This is a genomic window from Cognaticolwellia aestuarii (genome assembly GCF_002000025.1).
Lineage (GTDB): Bacteria > Pseudomonadota > Gammaproteobacteria > Enterobacterales > Alteromonadaceae > Cognaticolwellia > Cognaticolwellia aestuarii.
Map to the genome: position 1 here is coordinate 84776 of NZ_MUZV01000011.1, position 19567 is coordinate 104342.

The following is a 19567-nucleotide window of genomic DNA, read 5'->3' on the forward strand; positions in this document are numbered from 1 at the left end:
TGGCAGCGCTCAGTTAGGTCATCGTTTTTATAGCCATACTACAACGATATGCTAGGTTTTGCGGAAACTAGCAGCTTGAGGTTGCCTGTGGATAGTTATAAAATTATGGCTAATTTTTTCAATATTAAGCATTATAACGAGCAGATAGGTTAGCTTGATTAACTAATCGAGCTATTATTTAATTATTGTTTAATTAATACCGCTAAGCAACATCATTTAATGCGAATGGAATTCATGTCGAAACATTTAACGGGCGATACTAAATTTACTGCACAAGTAAAAATTTTAATTGATAAGATTTATGGTCGTAGTCCATTAAAAGACTCGGTCTTAGAAAGGGCAATTGCATTTTATGATTTAGAGCATTTTTCTCAACGTAAACTGACCAAGTTGCAACAGGATATTAAGTATTTAACTGAAACGGCTAGCACTAAAAGTAAATTTAAAATAGAAAAACTTGAGAGTGAACAGCGCGAATACTTGCAAGAATTACGTTTTGAACGTCATCATCGAGCTCAGCATTTACAGAGTATTTGCCGAGAAATTATTGAACTTTGCGAAGGTGATAATTTTACAGAAACCAATCGAAAATCAGCACAGCTCTTAGGTACCATTCAGCTATTAGCGCCGACCGAAGGTAGTAAGGTTGCAGCCGTTAATGAGCGCAGTAAGCCGTTATATAAAAGTATACTTACCTTAAGATTACTTGATGAAGTTTGCGTTAAAAAACTATTACCAAATAGATACTTAGAGCAAGAGTTAGCGGAATTATCGACATTTAACTATAAAGAATTACGTACGGAAAGCGAAGCTGCTTACCGTAAGTTTGTTGATAATATCAAGGTGCCAGTATTAATGGCGACAATCTTACAAGACATCGGTAACTATCATCCAGATGCTCAACAAATTATGTATGGTGTTGATGGTAAGCAAGATTGCTACCGCACGTTGAACGTTGAGGAGCGTAAATCTCTATTACAAATTAATTACCGGGAAACGCTAAAATATTTACTCAATGGCATTGGTGTGAGCATGTACTTGGGGAATTCGAAAACCGAGCGTGATATCTTCAATAAAGTTGAAACTAACAAGTTACGCTTTGTTAAAGAGCTATTGAAAAGCAGCGTTAACCCTAAGTTAGGCATTGGTAACCTGTTAAAAATACCACAAATTTATACCTCAATTGTTTTATCAACCAAAGCTAGCTATAACTACAAATTATTACCAAAAGTTTATCAAGCGTTATACCAAAACTCGGAGCGCGGTAGTTGTAGTCGCACTATTGTTGATGCTTTATATCAAATCACCGGAGATTTTCCGCAAGGCTTTGGTGTTATTTATATCCCGGCAGATGTTGAGCAAGAAGTTCGATATGAATATGCGATAGTGAATCAACTTTATCCAGCGAATGTTAGTGAACCTAAATGCCGGATGGCAACTAGAAGTTTAACTTTTATTGGCTATGGCCATGATTTGGTAGTGAAAAAAACGAGCAACTTGTATTTTGTAGAAACAGCAAAAGCTTTTTCAAGTATCAGTAAAGAAAGGCTGAATGAAATTTTAGAATTATTGTCTTCAAATTACCTTGAGCGTAAAAAACTGGATTTATTGCCACGCTGTTGGCAACCAGGTGAATATTTTTCAATGAAAACCAACCAAAAACTTTGGAATCGTAGCCGCTAGCCATAGCTATATCATTTAAAGTTGAATTGCTATACCTGCTGTACAACTGATGTAAATCAGTCAACGTTAAATGCGATCGGGATATATTGCCAGTACTAACGGGTAACTGTTTCATGGTAATTTTATCAGTTAGTTTTTATATTTGAACACACTAATTTATTTAACCTAGATTTGGAGTAATGGATGTGCGAAAAATTAGTATGGTGCAATGATTAATGATCACTGTAGTCAATTTTTATAAAATTTTGCACATATAGTTTATTCTTAATGTGAGTAGTTTTACGTGCATCAAGGCTGATTTGTGCAACTAATAGCGAGTTATTAGGTACACATTTAACGTTGATACACGCAGAAATCATCGCCTTGACAGGTTTAGCTTATCCCAAGCTCAAGTTATTTATTGTTTTAAACATGCTTTAATGTGAGTGTAAGCTTGTTTCCTAGCATCTTACTAAAAGCAATAGTGCTGAATAAGTTGAGTAAGCAAACGTTCGGTTTTATTAATTTCACTCTCTGCAAGGTATTCGTTTGGTTGATGTGCTTGATCAATAGAGCCCGGACCCATAACAATTGTTTGACAGCCTAATTGTTGAATAAAAGGTGCTTCAGTTGCGTAATTTACTGCACAACAGCCATGACCAGAGAATTTCTCGGCGATCACTACCAATTCGCTTTCAGACGCTTGTTGAAAACTCGGTGAACTTGGATCAAGCTCGGTTATTGTCAGTCTGCCAGGATACTTTTCAGCGATTGGTTGCAGTGCTTTTGATAACCATGAAACAAGCTCCTGATCTTTCATACCCGGTAAGGAGCGCATATCAATATCAAGTTCACAGTGACCACAAATTCTATTGGCATTGTCACCACCGTGAATAGCACCAAAATTCATTGTTGGGGTTTGCACATCAAAAGCTTCATTTTGGTAACTTAGATTTAATTTATCTCTTAACTTAAACAGTTCACTGATCACTTGATGCATGATTTCAATAGCATTAACGCCGTTGGCTGGTTTACTTGAATGCCCAGCTTGACCCTTAATACTGATTTTATGTGACATATGGCCTTTGTGCATAATTACCGGTACTAAATTGGTTGGTTCGCCGATAACAGCGACATCAGGTTTAATCATGTCGCTGTCAGCAAAAAAGCGAGCGCCAGCCATCGTCGTTTCTTCATCTGCTGTTGCGAGAACATACAATGGCTTCTTTAATGTTCTGATATCGATTTGCTGACAGGCTTGTAAAATAAACGCAAAAAAACCTTTCATATCACAAGTGCCTAGTCCAAAAAGTTTGTCATCTTTGTGGTGAACTTGTAATGGATCCGAAAGCCAACGGTTTTCATCAAAAGGTACAGTGTCACTATGTCCAGCAAGTAATAATCCACCGTTACCAGCTCCCAGTTTGGCGAGCATATTAAATTTACCTTTCACTCCAGGGACCGCTTGAATGGTAATAGCAAAGCCTAAAGTTTCGAACCAAGCGGATAGCAAATTTATCACTGCTTGGTTGCTTTGATCCCAACTTGCTTGCGAAGAACTAATACTAGGTAAAGCTATTAGCTGGCTAATAGCTTGAGTAAAGTTAGGTAAGTGCTTATTTTGTTGGTTCATGATATCGCGTAATCCAAATTATTATGGGTAGTTATGCTATTTAGTTGCATAACTAGAGCTATAGTGATACTTTAGCGTCATAATGTAAATAGCCTAATTAAATCACACTATGAAAATATTTGTAATGCTTTCAACTAAGCGACGAAGATAGCGTCAAATGTAGGTTCTAGTAAGTCATTTTTTACTAGCTAATATGACCTATTGAGTTGTAATAGCTAGATGATAATTAGTTAAAGTTGAATAGAATTGCAAAACTTATCTGTTAACAGCGTAAGTTTGTAATCGTAAATAGAATGGTAAGTAAATGAATGTCATAGTAGTTGGTGCAAGTGGGTATGTTGGTGCTGAATTAATTGGTTTATTAATGCAGCACGATAAGATTTCAATTCAACATTTGTTGGTATCTGAAAATAGTGATGCTAGCGGCAAGACTTTTGCCGAGTTGCATGCTCGTTGGCAGGGTATATGTACATTGCCGTTAGAAGCTTTTTCTTCGCAGTGGTTTGAGCAGCAAATTAATATTGATAATCATGGTATTGATGCTGTTTTTTTTGCTACGCCTCATGAATTTAGTGCTCAATGGGCGCAAGCATTTATTGATGCTAATATCAAAGTGTTTGATTTGTCTGGTGGCTTTCGTTTAAAGGATGCTCAACAGTACCCAATTCATTATGGTTTTGAGCATCAATCTTTAGCTGCATTAAAACAAGCACAATATGGTCTAGCTGAGTGGCAAGCGCAGGCAATTGCTGCGAGTGACTTAATTGCCGTACCTGGCTGTTACCCAACTGCGAGTTTGTTAGCTTTAAAGCCTATAACGATGAATGGCCTAAATACAGAAAACTCATTGATTGTGGTTAATGGTATTAGTGGTGTCAGCGGAGCAGGTAGAAAAGCCTCTTTAGCAACGAGTTTTTATGAGGTGAGTTTAACGCCTTATAATATTTTACAGCACAGACATCAGCCAGAGATCAGCCAAGAAGCAAATGCTGAAGTTATTTTTAATCCTCACTTAGCACCATACAAGCGTGGCCTGTTAGTGACGATAACGTTGCAATTAAAAGCGGGAATAAGTGCAGAGCAAGTTGATGCTGTATTTACCCAAGCCTATCAAAATCAGCCATTAGTAAGGTTAGTAAACGCATGGCCAAAAATTGATAATGTTGCTTATACCCCTTTTGCTGATCTTCATTGGCAAGTTGATGAAAGCAAGCAAGTGGTTGTAGTGAGTTGTGCAATTGATAACTTATTAAAAGGTGCAGCTTCACAAGCTATTCAATGTGCTAACCTTTGTTTAGATTTGCCGAGTTACTATAGTTTATTACCAACAGCGAGTACGTTATGAAAAAGCCGGTAGTGATCAAAATTGGTGGGGCTATTTTAGATGGTTATGACCAAGGTAATACCTTTGCATTAACAGCTTTACTTAAGGTTATTGCTAGCTTAGTTAAGCAACCTGTGGTCATTGTACATGGTGGCGGCTGTGTTGTTGATGAAATGCTAACTCAAGCGGGCTTAGTTACCGAGAAAAAAAATGGTCTGCGTGTGACACCTAAATCGCATATGCCGATTATTAGTGGTGCTTTAGCCGGCAGCGTCAATAAAGCCATTGTCGCAACCGCAGCAAGTTTACAGCTACCCGCTGTTGGTTTGTCATTAACTGATGGTCAAATGGTGCAATGCCAGTTAAGTCCTTTACAACTGGGTCAAGTGGGTGATCCAAAACCCTATAGCAGTGCATTATTAGATACCTTACTTAAAGCTAACTTTCTGCCGATTATTTCTTCCATTGGTGCACTGGATAATGGTGAGTTGGTCAATGTTAATGCCGATGATGCGGCTGTGGCAGTATGCCAATTACTGAATGCTGAATTAATATTACTGACCGATGTCAATGGTGTTAAAGGTGCTGCTGGCGAATATTTAGCATCTCTGAATTATCAACAAGCTAAGAAATTAATTGATCGTGGCGTTATTGCTGGTGGCATGACCGCTAAAGTTAATGCTGCGCTACAAGCGGCTAATAAATTACGACGAAGTATCGCGGTTGCCAGTTGGCAATCGCCAGAGCAAATTGTAGATTTTCTCAACGGTGTCAGTATTGGCACTCGTATACAGCCAGATGGCTGTTAATTTATTTCGTTAACTATTTTTCGCACAGGATAAAACATGAACTTACTACAACATTTCTTAGCTGATGATCAGCTTAGTAAAGCACAAATTCTCCACTTAATTACCTTAGCGCGAGATATTAAAAAGCAACCTGAAAGCTATAGTAAAGCCTTAGCGGGAAAGTCTGTGGCAATGATTTTCGAAAAGCCTTCTTTGAGAACCCATGTTAGCTTTGATATTGGTATAAATAAACTGGGCGGTCATGCACTCTACTTAGGTCAGCAAAATGGTAAATTAGGCGAGCGCGAACGTGTTAGTGATTATGCTAAAAACCTTTCGTGTTTTGCTGATGCAATTGTGGCACGTGTTTTTGACAACAGTTCGATAGAACAGCTCGCCGAACATAGCAGTGTACCTGTGATCAATGCGCTTTGCGACGTGTACCATCCCTGCCAAGCATTGGCTGACTTTGTTACCTTAGCGGAAAATTTCCCTAAGCTGACACAAGTTAAGTTAGCTTACATCGGTGATGCTAATAATGTCTCAAACTCTTTAATGCTAATGTCGGCAATAGTCGGCGTTGACTTCACCTTAGTTTGTCCACAAGGACATGGTCCAGATACTGAAATAGTTAACAAAGCTAAAGCATTTTGCCAAAATTCTGGGGCAAAACTCACGTTAACTAGTGATATAAAAGCCATAGGGCAGCAAGATGCTGTTTATACTGATACTTGGGTATCTATGGGTGATGAAGACTCCAGCAAGAAAGCCGCGATCCTAGAAAAATTTGCAGATTATCAGGTAAACCATGAATTAATGGCAAAAGTTGGCGCCAGTATTGTAATGCATTGCCAACCGGCACATCTTGAAGAAGAAATTACTACTGCGTTATTTGATAGCGAAATGTCAGTCGCTTTTCAGTCAGCAGAAAATCGTATGTGGGCACAAAATGCAGTGCTAGTAACCCTGCTGGCGGATTAGTACGGCTGATTATTTAGTAGATATTTGAAAATTTTTTTAAAGACAAAATTAGTTTAGCCAGTGACTCATTGTTAGCTAAACTGAAAACAACATATTGTGAAGGAATAAATCATGGCTTTAGCAGCAAAGAAAAATATTAAAAAAGTAGTATTAGCATATTCAGGTGGCTTAGATACCTCAGCCATTATCCCTTGGTTAAAAGAAAATTATGACGGTTGTGAGGTTATTGCCTTTTGTGCCGATGTAGGGCAGGGCGACGAAGAGCTTGAAGGTATTAAAGAAAAAGCCATTGCTTCAGGTGCGTCTGAATGCCATGTTGTCGATTTAAAAGAAGAATATGTAAAAGATTATATTTACCCGATTATCAAAACCGGAGCTGTTTATGAAGGTCAGTATTTATTGGGCACCTCAATGGCCCGCCCAGTTATTGCTAAAGCGCATATCGAAGTCGCATTAAAAGTCGGTGCCGATGCCGTTTGTCACGGTTGTACAGGCAAGGGTAACGACCAAGTGCGTTTTGAATCATGCTTTGCTGCCTTAGCTCCACAGCTAACGGTAATTGCGCCGTGGCGTGAATGGGATATGGTTTCACGTGAAGATTTACTTGATTACTTAGCTGAGCGTAATATTCCTTGTTCAGCTTCATTAATGAAAATTTATAGTCGTGATGCTAATGCTTGGCATATTTCTCATGAAGGGGGTGAACTGGAAGACCCTTGGTGTGAGCCATCAAAAGAAGTGTGGACCATGACCGTTGATCCGCAAGACGCGCCAGATGAAGCAGGTAAAGTCATGCTGAGCTTTGAACAAGGTGAATTGGTTGCTGTTGATGGCAAAGCAATGTCAGCTTATCAAGCTTTAATGTTATTAAATGAAAAAGCGGCTGCCCATGGTGTTGGTCGTATTGATATTGTTGAAAATCGTTTAGTCGGCATGAAATCACGTGGTTGTTATGAAACTCCTGGTGGTACTGTGTTAATGGCAGCCTATAAAGGTTTAGAGTCATTAATATTAGACAAAGAGTCGCTGAAATATCGTGAAGCTGTTGGTCATGAATTTTCTCACGTTATTTATGACGGTCGTTGGTTTACTCCGTTAGCCAAAGCACAGCTTGCCGCTGCTGCTTCTTTTGCTGAACAAGTAACAGGCGATGTTGTTGTTAAATTGTTTAAGGGAATGGCACAGGTTACACAGCGTCGCTCACCTAATAGCTTATATTCTGAAGAGTTTGCTACCTTTGGTGCTGACGATGTTTATGACCAAAAACACGCTGAAGGCTTTATTCGCCTATTCAGCTTGTCGAGTCGTATCACAGCATTAAAGCAAGCAGATTCAAGCGTTAACAATGATAAATAACGATCAATAACAGATTCAAGGAAATTTACCATGGCATTATGGGGTGGACGCTTTAAAGGGCAGCCAAGTTTACAATTTAAAAAATTTAATGATTCGTTGCCAGTTGATTACCGCATGGCAGTACAAGATATTGTTGGTTCTATCGCATGGGCTGGCGCCATTCATTCGGTCGGGATCATCAATGACTGTGAGCTCACTGAGCTTACAGAGGCATTAAATGAATTAAAGCTTTCTGTTGAAGAAGACCCACAGCAAATTCTTGGCTCTGATGCTGAAGATATTCATAGTTGGGTTGAAATAGCTTTAATAGAAAAAACTGGTGATTTAGGTAAGAAACTGCATACAGGACGAAGCCGTAATGACCAAGTCGCGACAGACTTAAAGCTATGGTGCAAGGAAACGGGTGGTGAATTATTGTTTGCCCTAGTGAATTTACAGCAAGCCATGATGAATTTAGCTGAACGTGAGAAAGATACCGTATTGCCAGGTTATACTCATTTACAGCGCGCTCAACCGATAACCTTTGGTCACTGGTGTTTGGCTTATGTTGAAATGTTTAACCGTGATATAGGTCGATTAAAGGACGCTTTATATCGTTTAGATGTATCGCCATTAGGCTCAGGTGCTCTGGCAGGAACCGCTTATCCAATCGACAGAAACAATTTAGCGCAAAAACTAGGTTTTAGAACCGCCACATTGAATAGTTTAGATGCGGTTTCAGACCGAGATCATGTGATTGAATTACTCGCTGCTGCTAGTATTTCAATGATGCACTTATCACGTTTTGCCGAAGATTTAATTTTCTATAACTCTGGCGAAGCAGGCTTCGTGGAAATGAGTGATTTAGTCAGCTCTGGCTCATCACTTATGCCACAAAAGAAAAACCCTGATGCGTGTGAATTAATTCGTGGTAAAGCGGGACGCGTTTTTGGTTCGCTGACCGGTATGTTAACAACGATGAAAGCACTGGCACTTGCCTACAACAAAGATATGCAAGAAGACAAAGAGGGACTTTTTGATGCTTTAGATACTTGGCAAGAATGTATGGAAATGGCGGTTTTAGTTGCTGACGGCTTAAAAGTTAACCGTTCACGAACATTAGCTGCCGCGCAACAAGGTTATGCTAACGCAACTGAGCTGGCCGATTATCTGGTGAGTAAAGATATTCCATTTCGTGAAGCTCATCACATTGTTGGTGAAGTGGTACTTGCTGCAATCGATAAAGGATTGCCTTTGGAAGACCTGACCTTGACACAATTGCAGGGTTTTAGTGATCGTATAGAACAAGATGTTTATCAGCATTTGTCGATTGAGTCGACGCTTGATAAGCGTGAAGCGTTAGGCGGTACATCACGTAGTCAGGTACAAAAAGCGCTGGATAATATTCAGTCGGGTGATCGAGAAATATTGAATGAACAAGTTGTTGGCGCGCCAGGTAAAGAGCAAATTAAAGTCGCCTTAAAGCAAGTTAAACAACGTTTAAATGCCCAGCGTGCTGCAGCATTATCAGTACGTAGAGCCAGAATGTCAGATGTTGATAGCATTCACCATTTAACAAGTTATTGGGCTGAAAAAGGCGAAATACTGCCACGTAGCCGTGACAATATCATTCACGATATTCAAAATTTTGTCGTGGCCGAAATTGACGGGAACGTTGTTGGCTGCGCTTCGCTTTATATTTATCAAACAGGTTTAGCCGAAATACGATCAGTAGTGGTTGACCAACAAGCGCAAGGTCAAGGCCAAGGGCAGGCGCTTGTGCAGTACTTGCTTGGGTTTGCTCATCAAATTGAGTTACAAAAAATTATTGTATTGACTTATATTCCACAATATTTCACGGAACTTGGCTTTAGCTTAATTGATAAAAGCTCTTTAGCAGACAATATCATTGAGGATAGCGAGCAAAGTCCATATAAAGATCCAGCCGATGAAGTTGCGATGGAATATATTGTTGACCGTTGTGTTGTTAGTACTGAAAGTGCTGACGAGCTAGAGAGTTAGTGACCACTTGCCATGAATAGTAATGAAGATAATGTAAAGTGGTTTAGAAATGCCGCGCCCTATATTAATGCTCATCGAGGTAAAACTTTTGTTTTAATGTTTGGCGGCGAAGCGGTGCAACATGCAAACTTCGCTAACATCATTCATGATATTGCTTTACTCAGAAGTTTAGGGGTCAAATTAGTCTTGGTGCACGGGGCTCGTGCCCAAATTGAAGAGCGAGTGATTGCGCAAGCAATACCACAAAATATTGCTGATAATGTGCGTATTACTGATGCAAAAACTTTGCTAGCAGTAAAAGATGCTACCGGCTCACTGCGCATTCATATTGAAGCATTGTTAACCATGGGTTTAGTTAACTCTCCTATGCATGGCGCTCAAATTCGCGTGAGCACAGGTAATTTTGTTATTGCTAAACCGATTGGTGTACGTGACGGTATTGATTTTAAATATACCGGCTTAGTACGCCGTATTGATGCTGAGGGTATTAATACTCAATTAAATTTTGGCTCGATAGTGTTATTGTCGCCAGTGGGATATTCATCAACCGGTGAGGTATTTAACTTGGCTTTAGAAGATGTTGCCGCTAAAACAGCGATAGCGCTAAAAGCAGATAAATTAATTACCTTAACCGAACAAACAGGCTTATTAGATAACAAAGGCGCTTTAATTCGCAGCTGTGGTGTCGCAACTGTCAGTAACTTGCTTACAGAGCAAGAAGACCATGTCCAACAATTACTGTTAAAAGCCATTATTCAGTGTGGTAAACAAGGTGTAGAGCGCTGTCATTGTGTAAGTTACACCAGTGATAGTGCTTTGCTGCAAGAGCTATTTACTCGAGATGGTGCCGGCACATTGATTGCTAAAGATCATCAGGAGCAATTATCTGCGGCCAGTATTGATGATGTAGGTGGGATTCTAGAACTTATTGCACCTTTAGAAGAAGAAGGTGTGTTAGTTAAGCGTTCACGTGAGCTACTGGAAATTGAGGTAGACCGATTTACCGTGATAAAAAAGGAAGATGTTATTATCGCCTGCGCGGCGCTTTACCCATACCCAGAAGCAAGAACAGGTGAAATTGCATGTTTAGTTATTCACCCTGATTATCGTGGAGGTAATCGAGGTCTTCGGTTAATTCAAGCGCTAGAGCAAGCGGCTAAAAGACAAAATTTAATGTCAATTTTTGTTTTAACTACCGTCAGCGCCCATTGGTTTATTGAGCAAGGGTATAGTGAACAAGCTATTGACCAACTGCCGGAAGGTAAACAAAAAATGTATAACATTCAACGAAAGTCGAAAGCTTTTACAAAAATAATATAATGATTTCGTCGTAAAAATATCAATATAAAGTTCATTGAACAACGCCAATCAGCTAATAACTGATTGGCGTTTTTTGTTGCCTAATTAAAGATTTTTGTTACATATAGATAACAAATGATTACAAAGTTTGGTTTTTTGTGCATACTAGCGACTATTGCAGCTAAGTCGTTACTTTATTGAGCTCAATATTTTTAATAAAAATAATAAGAACAGGCAAATTTGAGACATGAAACACTTTCGCTTTATCACTATTGCGGCAACATATTTTGCTTTTAGTGCTTTGGTTAATGCAGAAACAGATAATAATATTCAATTTAATTTAGCAGCAGAAGCTGGCTATATTGATAATTTTCTGTATCAAACGCGTGATGAGCAAAGTACCGCATATTATACCTTGTCATCTGACTTGGTCTTTACATCAAAAATGCAGCAATCAGCATTTGACCTTGATGCCAACGTAACAGGACATTTTTTTGATAAATTTGAAAATGACCAGCATACTAACGTCACCCTCAAGCCGAAATATCAGTATAAACTCAGTCAAAATCAACGCTTTTATATGTCTGCCCTTTGGCTCGACCGTTATGTCTATCGTGGTGAAGGCTTATCTTTAGGTGAGGCGGAAAGTTTAGCAGAGGGAGATAAAAAGAAAAATGTTGGTGCAACTGCCGGTTATGAATATGGTACGACAGCATCACAGGCGAAATTGAATTTTAATGTTGCTTACAATAAGAGTGAATTTACCACTCGTCGTGATTTGACGAATAAGCTTGATACCGAGGTGTTGCAGCTAAATTCTAGCTTTGATTACTTATTATCTGGTAAAACTTATTTAGCATTTGATATTGACTATAAAGCGATTGAGTATCCTAATGATTTGCTGATTAACCGGGATAGTATTACGGGTCTTGTTGGCATTAAATGGTCAACTACTGTCATCAGTGAGTTAAGTTTTCTATTGGGTTACCAAAAACTTAAGTTTGAAGATAGCCGATTAAGTGATGATGACGCGTTTAAATGGCAATTTGATTATACTTGGCGTCCTTCCGATTTTACACAAATGCATTTTGTTTCAGATCGTAAATTTGATGAGAGCAACCGTTTACTGAGTAGCTATCGCTTAGCTCAACGATATCAAATAGATTTGACGCATGCTATTAGCGAGCAGTTAAATGTTTTTGTTGCCGTAGGCCTTAATCAGCAGCAATTTTTTACACCAACAAGTAAGCAAAAAGAGGATTATGTATCTTCCACATTGCAGTTAAATTACCAATACAATGAGCGATTAACGCTGCAAGTTAGCTACGACTATAAATCATTAGAAGCAAACTATAGTGATATTGATTATCTCTATAACCGCCTAGGGTTGAGTATAAAGGTTGAGCTGTAATATGTTTTTATGTTGTGATTTTATTGCCAAAAGCGTCAATAACTTGTTGGCAGCAGATGATGCCAAGACTCGATAAAAGTAAGTTATGTTAGCTTTATGTAATTTTTATCAATGATAGGGAAAAGTACCATGCGATTTTTGATATTTTCTTTGTTGTTATTTTGGGGGCAAGCAGCAGCCAGTAATTATCAATTAGGGGCTGGTGATCAAATTCAAATAACGGTGTATGGGGAGTCAGACCTTAGCAGCCAAATTAAAATTGATAAATCAGGAATTATTTCCTTTCCGTTTTTACCTGATATTGCCGTGGTAGGTTTAACGGTAAAAAATTTAGAAAATACGATAGCAAATGGTTTACGTGGTGATTATTTAATTGACCCACAAGTGACTGTTTCTATTGTTATGTACAGGCCTTTTTTTATTCATGGACAAGTAAAACGCCCCGGCGGTTACCCCTTTCAGGAAGATTTAACATTAGACAAAGCCATTGCCATCGCTGGCGGGTTAGCTGCACGCGCATCAAAGTCATCATGGAATATTACGCGGTTAGTTAACGGAAAAAAAATGGTTTTTGAAGCTAATGTCGCAAGTGCAATCTTGCCGGACGACATTATAGAAATTGAGCAAAGTTTTTTTTGAAGACACAAGAAAGTGAAAACTTAATATCAACAAATGAAGAGGTTGAGTTAAAAGAAATTTTAACGCCGCTTTGGACTGGTCGTTGGAAAATTTTATTTTTTACGCTAATGATCACATTTTTTGTTGCCTTCTATCTTTCTCTACTCAAACCTTCATACCGAGCGACAGCCATTCTTCAAATTGGCAGCAATAAACCGGCTAATACTTTATCTATTAATGACGCGTTTAATGAGTCCAACGCAAGTAAAGAACAAATTCAAACCCAGTACGAATTATTACGTTCGCGTAAGTTTGCCGAGCGCGTGATAAGACAGCTTAACTTGGTTCAACATAAAGAGTTCAATAGCGGTAAATACAACAGCAAATTTGCCATGTTAGAAAGTATGGGTGGTCGTGACTCCGTGCCATCAGTCAGTGATATTGTTGGTCAATTTCAAAAGCAATTATCTATTGTGCCAATTGCAGGTACAGAGTTGGTGAAGATATCTTATGCATCGTTTTCTGCTGAGTTATCGCAGCAAGTCGCTAACCAAGTGGGTGTTACTTACCTTCAATATCAAGATGAAATTCATAGCGCGTCAAAAGAAACAACATCGCAATGGCTGGTTGATCAACTTGAAGAGCTCGGCAAGAAGTTACAAGTTTCTGAGTTATCGCTACAAACTTATCGAGAGGCTGAAGGTATAGTTGATATAGATGGGGTTGTAGGGCTGGTTGGCGCAGAGTTGACGGAGTTAACTTCTGAAACACTTAGAGCAGAAAAACTAGCCGATGATCTCGCTATCTCCTATCAGAGCCTTAAAAAATATGATGGTGATATTGCAAAGTTAAGCGAACTGTATGAAATCAGTAATCATGCAACTTTACTGCAATTACGAAGCGCCGAAGAAAAAGTTGCACGTAAATTCTTTGAACTCTCACAGCGGTATGGTCCTAAGCACCCGAAAAGAATAGCTGTTAACGCTGAATTAATGTCGTTAAAAAATCGTATTACACAGCAGGTGTACGATATTGTAACTTCAATTGAAAAAGAATACTTTAGTGCTATAGAAAGAGCCAATGGTACCAAGCAAAGGCTGGCTATTGCCAAAAAAGACTACTTACGTTTAAGCCGGTTGCAAAATAAGTTTTCTCAACTGACCCGCGAAGTTGATACCAATAAAGAGCTTTATAATAACTACTTAGTACGCTTAAAAGAGGCTGATGCTATGGGCAACTATAAAGCCAATTTTTATGTGCGTTTTATTGATAAGGCGATTATACCTAAAAGCCAATTTGCGCCGAATAAAGCTTTGGTGATCGTGCTTACATTTATATTGTCTATCGCATTTATCTCCATCATTATTATTATGCGTGAACTGTTGGTGGATACACTCAATTCTCGTCGTAAACTCGATAACTTTAATGAGGCAGCTATTCTCGCTGTTTTACCTAGAATTAAAGCGAGTACAACAGAGCGCAAAGAGGATGCCTACAGCACTGATAATCGCTTTACTGAAGCGGTACGTACGTTACGCACCGCATTATTATTTAATAGTGAAAAAATACCACCAAAAGTTATCGCGATAACATCATCAGTACCCAATGAAGGAAAGTCGACTGTTGCGCTGCATTTAGCCCGTTCTTTTAGTGAAATGGAAAAAGTCTTGTTGATTGAAGCGGATATGCGTCATCCAACGATTGCTAAAAATATGAATTTGAACCAACATCGACCTGGCCTTTCAAATTTATTAGCTAAAACCCATCAAATTAATGAATGTATTATTCGCGATAAAAGTGTCAAATTAGATATTTTAACTTCAGGAATTTCTCCGGCTAATCCGTTAGCTTTTCTGTCTATGAAGCGCTTTAATATGTTAATCAAAGTGTTTGGTAATTTTTATGATCGTATTATTATTGAAACACCACCAGTGCATGCGGTTAGTGATGCGGTTATTATCTCTAAACTCGTTGATAGCGTACTTTATATTGTCCATGGCAATAAAACCAAGCGAGAACAAATATCTTCTGGCTTGAGGATGTTAAAGCAGGTTAATGCACCGATAGAAGGGGTGGTAATTAATCATAGTGAAAACATTGATACTGATAAATACCAAAATAAATATTATACCGAACGGAGTAATATTATTAAGCTTGCGGCAAGAAAGCGTGGTTAAGGGAGCTTAACATTGTTTATGCCGTGGCTATTTTTGCGTACAATAGGCAAAATTCTTGATAGTCTCTGTTATGAAAATACGCACTAACTTTTCTTTACAAACATTAAACAGCTTAAATGTTCCTGCAAACACCCCGGAAATATTCTTTCCGACTAACCTAGAAGAGTTGTCAGAACTTCCACAGAGCAAGACGGCTAAGTGCTATATTTTAGGTGAGGGGACAAATACTTTATTTTGTGAGAAAAGTGCCCCTGTCATTATCAAGCCTAGCTTAGTTGGTATTGAGGTCTTTGAGAATGAAGCGTTTTTTCTGATCAGTGCTGCTTGTGCAGAAAACTGGCATGACTTTGTGCTGTTTTGCGTTAATAACGGTATGTACGGTTTAGAAAATTTAGCTTTAATTCCGGGCAGTGTTGGCGCGGCACCGGTGCAGAATATTGGTGCTTATGGTGTCGAAGTTGGCGATTTTATTGAGCGTATTACTTGGTTTGATTTTGCTTCACAAAAGCTATCTGATTTTAGTAAAACAGATTGCCAATTTGCTTATCGCAACAGTTTATTCAAACAAGCTTTAAGTGGTAGAGGTATCATAACTCATGTTCATTTTGCTTTGCCAAAAGCTTGGCAAGCGGTCGATAGCTATCAAGGGCTTAATGAAATTGATTCACCAATAACCCCTCAAGCTATCATGGCGAAAGTAATGCAATTGCGTCAAGCCAAATTACCTGAGCCGAAGCAGCTACCTAATGCCGGTAGTTTCTTTAAAAACCCAGTGGTCACGGCTGATTTCTTTAACAAGTTACAAAAAAAATACCCAAGTATGCCTTTCTATAAGCAAGCTAATGGCGCTGTTAAATTAGCAGCCGGTTGGTTAATCGAACAAGCTGGACTAAAAGGCTTTCGTGAAGGCGGGGTTGGTGTTCATGAGAAACAAGCGTTAGTACTGATTAATTATGAAGGAAGACTTGGTCAGGAAGTGGTTGACTTTGCTTGCTTTATTCAGGACAAAGTACGTTCTAAATTTAATATTAATTTAGATCCTGAAGTTAGGTTTATTGGTAGTGATGGGCTAACAGATATTACTCGCTTAGGGGTTAAAAAATGAAAGCTATTCGTGAGCAGTTAATACAAAAATTAGTTAAAGGCGAATTTTTGTCAGGGCAAATGCTAGGTGAAGAGTTAGGGGTTAGTCGTGCAGCAATCTCAAAGCATATTGGTGTTTTACAAGAAATGGGCTTTGATATATTCAGCGTTACAGGTAAAGGTTATCGATTAGCTCAACCTATTGAGTTGCTCGACGAAAGCCAAATTATTGGCCACTTGCAAGTGCTAGACGCTAATACAAAAGTGGAAGTGCATAATTTAATCGACTCAACAAATAGTTATTTAATGCGACGTTTACCTAATCAAAATACTGTTGGGCAAGTATGTATTGCCGAGTATCAAAGCGCAGGCAGAGGCAGAAGAGGGCGACAATGGATTTCTCCTTTTGGTTCTCATATTTATTTGTCGATGTATTGGTATTTGGAACAAGGCATGTCTGCTGCTATGGGGTTAAGTGTTGTAGCAGCGCTTGCGGTGAGTGATGCCATTAACGCACTGTATCAAGTTGAAGTTGAATTGAAATGGCCAAATGATATCTACTTTAATGGTGTTAAACTCGCGGGTATTTTGATTGATCTTGAAGGGCAAGCCATGGAGCCTTGCCATTGTGTTATTGGTATTGGCTTAAATATTAACATGTCAGAAAAGAGCGCAGAGTTAGTTGACCAGCCATGGACTGATTTATCGCGTGCTATTGGCGTTGATATTGATCGCAATATACTTGCGGCACATATCATTTCGGCCTTGCTTAAACGATTGAAAGTTCATCGAGAGACCGGTATCAATACCATGGTGAAAGAGTGGCAATCACAAGATTTTTACATCAATAAGCCTGTAGCCCTGATCACAGGTGAAAAAATCACTCGGGGAATATCTCGTGGTATAAATACCCAAGGTGCTCTGATGCTGGAAGTTAATGGTCAAGTTGGGCCTGTTTATGGTGGTGAAGTGAGCCTAAGGCCCAGCATATGAGATTGTTAATAGATGTTGGTAACACACAAGTTAAATATGTATTTCAAGCGAATGAACTCGTACTTTCAGAGGTCGTATATCTTGATTATCAGAGTTTTCTAGCCGCAATGGCGCAGGGTAAATTTTCACACGTCAAACAAGTTGTGCTAGCTAATGTTCATAGTGATGAGATTAGCGATGCCATTAATCGTTGGGCAGTAGCTAACCAAATTGGTTTTATACAAGCACATAGTCAAGCGGCCGATTTTGGTGTGATATCGTCATATCAGCAGCCTGAACGCTTGGGCGTAGATCGATGGTTAGCGATGATAGGTGCTAGGCTACTTTATCCGAACAAAAATTTACTTATTATCGACGCTGGCACTGCCACAACAGTGGATGTACTTGCTCAAAGTGGCCACCACTGCGGTGGCTGGATTATGCCCGGTGTACAGACTATGTTTGATAGCTTGTTAACTCGCACTCAAAAGATTATTGCAACGCCAAGTGAACATGCTAATTTGGCCTTTGGTACCGATAGCTCGGCTTGTTTAAATCATGGTAGTTGGGCAATGACGGTTGGGGCAATTAAGGAAGCTATTATTCAAGCTAACAGCATTCAGCCCATTGATAATATATTACTTACTGGCGGTAATGGCGAGGAGCTTACTAAGCTCATTGCTGATGTTGTTGTATTAGAGCCTAAGCTAATTTTTTATGGTTTAAGTTGTTTTAAACCACTTTAATAGTAACTAATAGTGTTAAATCATCACTATTGTGGGTAAAAAACCATCAAACACATAAAAAGGTGTTTTTTTTTGCATTTTCCTGTTGCAAGCTAGAAAACATTACTCTAGAATTCGCACCACTTAATGTAGTGCCGACTTAGCTCAGTTGGTAGAGCAACTGACTTGTAATCAGTAGGTCGCCAGTTCGATTCCGGCAGTCGGCACCATTAATACATCACAATGTGATGTGATGATAAAATTTGGAGGGGTTCCCGAGTGGCCAAAGGGATCAGACTGTAAATCTGACGGCTCAGCCTTCGGTGGTTCGAATCCACCTCCCTCCACCATTTTAACAGAGATAATCTGATAGAATTTAGCGGGTGTCGTATACTGGCTATTACCTCAGCCTTCCAAGCTGATGAAGCGGGTTCGATTCCCGCCACCCGCTCCAGTCTTTATAGAAAATGCTGATATGGCTCAGTTGGTAGAGCGCACCCTTGGTAAGGGTGAGGTCGGCAGTTCGAATCTGCCTATCAGCACCACTTCTTTAGACCTTCTACAGATTAATCAATGTTTTAACTATATAAAATTAATTTATTTAATCTACCCAGAGGTATTTTAAGATGGCTAAAGAAAAATTTGAACGTTCGAAACCACATGTTAACGTAGGTACAATCGGACACGTTGACCACGGTAAAACAACTTTAACAGCTGCTATCTCTGCGGTATTAACTAAAGTTCACGGTGGTGAAGTTAAAGATTTCGCACAAATCGATAATGCTCCAGAAGAGCGTGAGCGTGGTATTACTATTAATACTTCTCACATCGAGTACGATACAGAAACACGTCACTACGCACACGTAGATTGCCCTGGCCATGCTGATTACATCAAAAACATGATCACAGGTGCAGCACAAATGGATGGTGCTATCTTAGTAGTTGCTGCTACAGATGGTCCAATGCCACAAACACGTGAGCACATCTTGTTATCACGCCAAGTTGGTGTACCTTTCATCATCGTATTCATGAACAAATGTGACATGGTAGATGACGAAGAATTACTAGAATTAGTAGAAATGGAAGTTCGTGAACTTCTTAGCGAATACGAATTCCCAGGTGATGACTTACCAGTAATTCAAGGTTCAGCTTTAGGCGCACTTCAAGGTGAAGAGAAGTGGGAAGCTAAAGTAATCGAACTTGCAGAAGCACTTGATACTTACATTCCAGAGCCAGAGCGTGCAATCGACGGTGCATTCATCATGCCTATCGAAGATGTATTCTCAATTTCAGGTCGTGGTACAGTTGTAACAGGTCGTGTTGAACGCGGTATTGTTAAAGTTGGTGATGAAGTAGAAGTTGTTGGTATCCGTGATACACAAAAATCAACTTGTACAGGTGTTGAAATGTTCCGTAAGCTTCTTGATGAAGGTCGTGCTGGCGAGAACTGTGGTGTTCTTCTACGTGGTCTTAAGCGTGAAGACGTAGAACGTGGTCAAGTACTATGTCAACCAGGTTCAATTTCTCCTCACACTAA

Annotated in this window: 15 protein-coding genes and 4 tRNA genes; 18 read left to right on the forward strand and 1 reads right to left on the reverse strand. The window is 39.2% G+C overall.

Annotated elements, in window-relative coordinates:
* Positions 1 to 234 precede the first annotated feature (234 nt).
* Positions 235 to 1683 carry a hypothetical protein gene (locus B0169_RS16075; protein ID WP_077287672.1) on the forward strand — a complete coding sequence of 483 codons (1449 nt, stop codon included), beginning with the start codon at positions 235 to 237 and terminating at the stop codon, positions 1681 to 1683.
* Positions 1684 to 2134: 451 nt separating this feature from the next.
* On the opposite strand, the gene argE is transcribed toward B0169_RS16075, so the two are convergent.
* Positions 2135 to 3295: an acetylornithine deacetylase gene (gene argE / locus B0169_RS16080; protein ID WP_077287674.1), complete on the reverse strand. Its 1161-nt coding sequence runs from the start codon at positions 3293 to 3295 to the stop codon at positions 2135 to 2137.
* A 304-nt stretch (positions 3296 to 3599) separates the two neighbouring features.
* On the opposite strand from argE, the gene argC reads away from it, so the two are divergent.
* The 17 genes from argC to tuf form a co-directional block, all read left to right on the forward strand.
* The gene (gene argC, locus B0169_RS16085; protein ID WP_077287676.1) at positions 3600 to 4640 is read left to right on the forward strand and encodes an N-acetyl-gamma-glutamyl-phosphate reductase; all 1041 of its coding nucleotides are present in this window, start codon (positions 3600 to 3602) and stop codon (positions 4638 to 4640) included.
* A complete protein-coding gene (argB, locus tag B0169_RS16090) occupies positions 4637 to 5428 on the forward strand; it encodes an acetylglutamate kinase (protein ID WP_077287677.1) in 792 nt (263 codons plus the stop codon). Before argC ends, argB begins: the two co-directional genes overlap by 4 nt.
* A gap of 36 nt (positions 5429 to 5464) precedes the next feature.
* On the forward strand, positions 5465 to 6388 hold the full coding sequence (locus B0169_RS16095) for an ornithine carbamoyltransferase (RefSeq protein WP_077287679.1): 924 nt from the start codon (positions 5465 to 5467) through the stop codon (positions 6386 to 6388).
* 111 nt (positions 6389 to 6499) lie between these two features.
* Positions 6500 to 7744: an argininosuccinate synthase gene (locus B0169_RS16100; RefSeq protein ID WP_077287681.1), complete on the forward strand. Its 1245-nt coding sequence runs from the start codon at positions 6500 to 6502 to the stop codon at positions 7742 to 7744.
* A gap of 30 nt (positions 7745 to 7774) precedes the next feature.
* Positions 7775 to 9745, forward strand: coding sequence for an argininosuccinate lyase (argH, locus tag B0169_RS16105; RefSeq protein ID WP_077287683.1), 1971 nt, complete (start codon positions 7775 to 7777; stop codon positions 9743 to 9745).
* A 12-nt stretch (positions 9746 to 9757) separates the two neighbouring features.
* Positions 9758 to 11065: an amino-acid N-acetyltransferase gene (argA, locus tag B0169_RS16110; protein WP_077287685.1), complete on the forward strand. Its 1308-nt coding sequence runs from the start codon at positions 9758 to 9760 to the stop codon at positions 11063 to 11065.
* Between the two features lie 226 nt (positions 11066 to 11291).
* Positions 11292 to 12455 carry an outer membrane beta-barrel protein gene (locus tag B0169_RS16115; RefSeq protein WP_077287687.1) on the forward strand — a complete coding sequence of 388 codons (1164 nt, stop codon included), beginning with the start codon at positions 11292 to 11294 and terminating at the stop codon, positions 12453 to 12455.
* Positions 12456 to 12584: 129 nt separating this feature from the next.
* Positions 12585 to 13094 (forward strand): polysaccharide biosynthesis/export family protein, encoded by a 510-nt coding sequence (locus B0169_RS16120; protein WP_077287689.1) that lies wholly within the window; start codon positions 12585 to 12587, stop codon positions 13092 to 13094.
* Positions 13091 to 15250, forward strand: coding sequence for a GumC family protein (locus B0169_RS16125; protein WP_077287691.1), 2160 nt, complete (start codon positions 13091 to 13093; stop codon positions 15248 to 15250). Before B0169_RS16120 ends, B0169_RS16125 begins: the two co-directional genes overlap by 4 nt.
* Positions 15251 to 15305: 55 nt before the next feature.
* Positions 15306 to 16355: a UDP-N-acetylmuramate dehydrogenase gene (gene murB, locus B0169_RS16130; RefSeq protein WP_143323574.1), complete on the forward strand. Its 1050-nt coding sequence runs from the start codon at positions 15306 to 15308 to the stop codon at positions 16353 to 16355.
* Positions 16352 to 17326 (forward strand): bifunctional biotin--[acetyl-CoA-carboxylase] ligase/biotin operon repressor BirA, encoded by a 975-nt coding sequence (birA, locus tag B0169_RS16135; RefSeq protein ID WP_077287695.1) that lies wholly within the window; start codon positions 16352 to 16354, stop codon positions 17324 to 17326. The genes murB and birA overlap by 4 nt, the downstream gene beginning before the upstream one ends.
* Entirely contained in the window at positions 17323 to 18051 is a 729-nt protein-coding gene (locus B0169_RS16140; protein WP_077287697.1) for a type III pantothenate kinase, read from the forward strand. Before birA ends, B0169_RS16140 begins: the two co-directional genes overlap by 4 nt.
* A gap of 133 nt (positions 18052 to 18184) precedes the next feature.
* A tRNA-Thr gene (locus tag B0169_RS16145) sits at positions 18185 to 18260 on the forward strand.
* 35 nt (positions 18261 to 18295) lie between these two features.
* Positions 18296 to 18380, forward strand: a tRNA-Tyr gene (locus B0169_RS16150).
* A 29-nt stretch (positions 18381 to 18409) separates the two neighbouring features.
* Positions 18410 to 18484 (forward strand) — tRNA-Gly (locus B0169_RS16155).
* Positions 18485 to 18499: 15 nt separating this feature from the next.
* Positions 18500 to 18575 (forward strand) — tRNA-Thr (locus tag B0169_RS16160).
* Positions 18576 to 18656: 81 nt separating this feature from the next.
* The coding region (gene tuf / locus B0169_RS16165; RefSeq protein ID WP_077287699.1) for an elongation factor Tu at positions 18657 to 19567 on the forward strand (911 nt) is incomplete at its 3' end.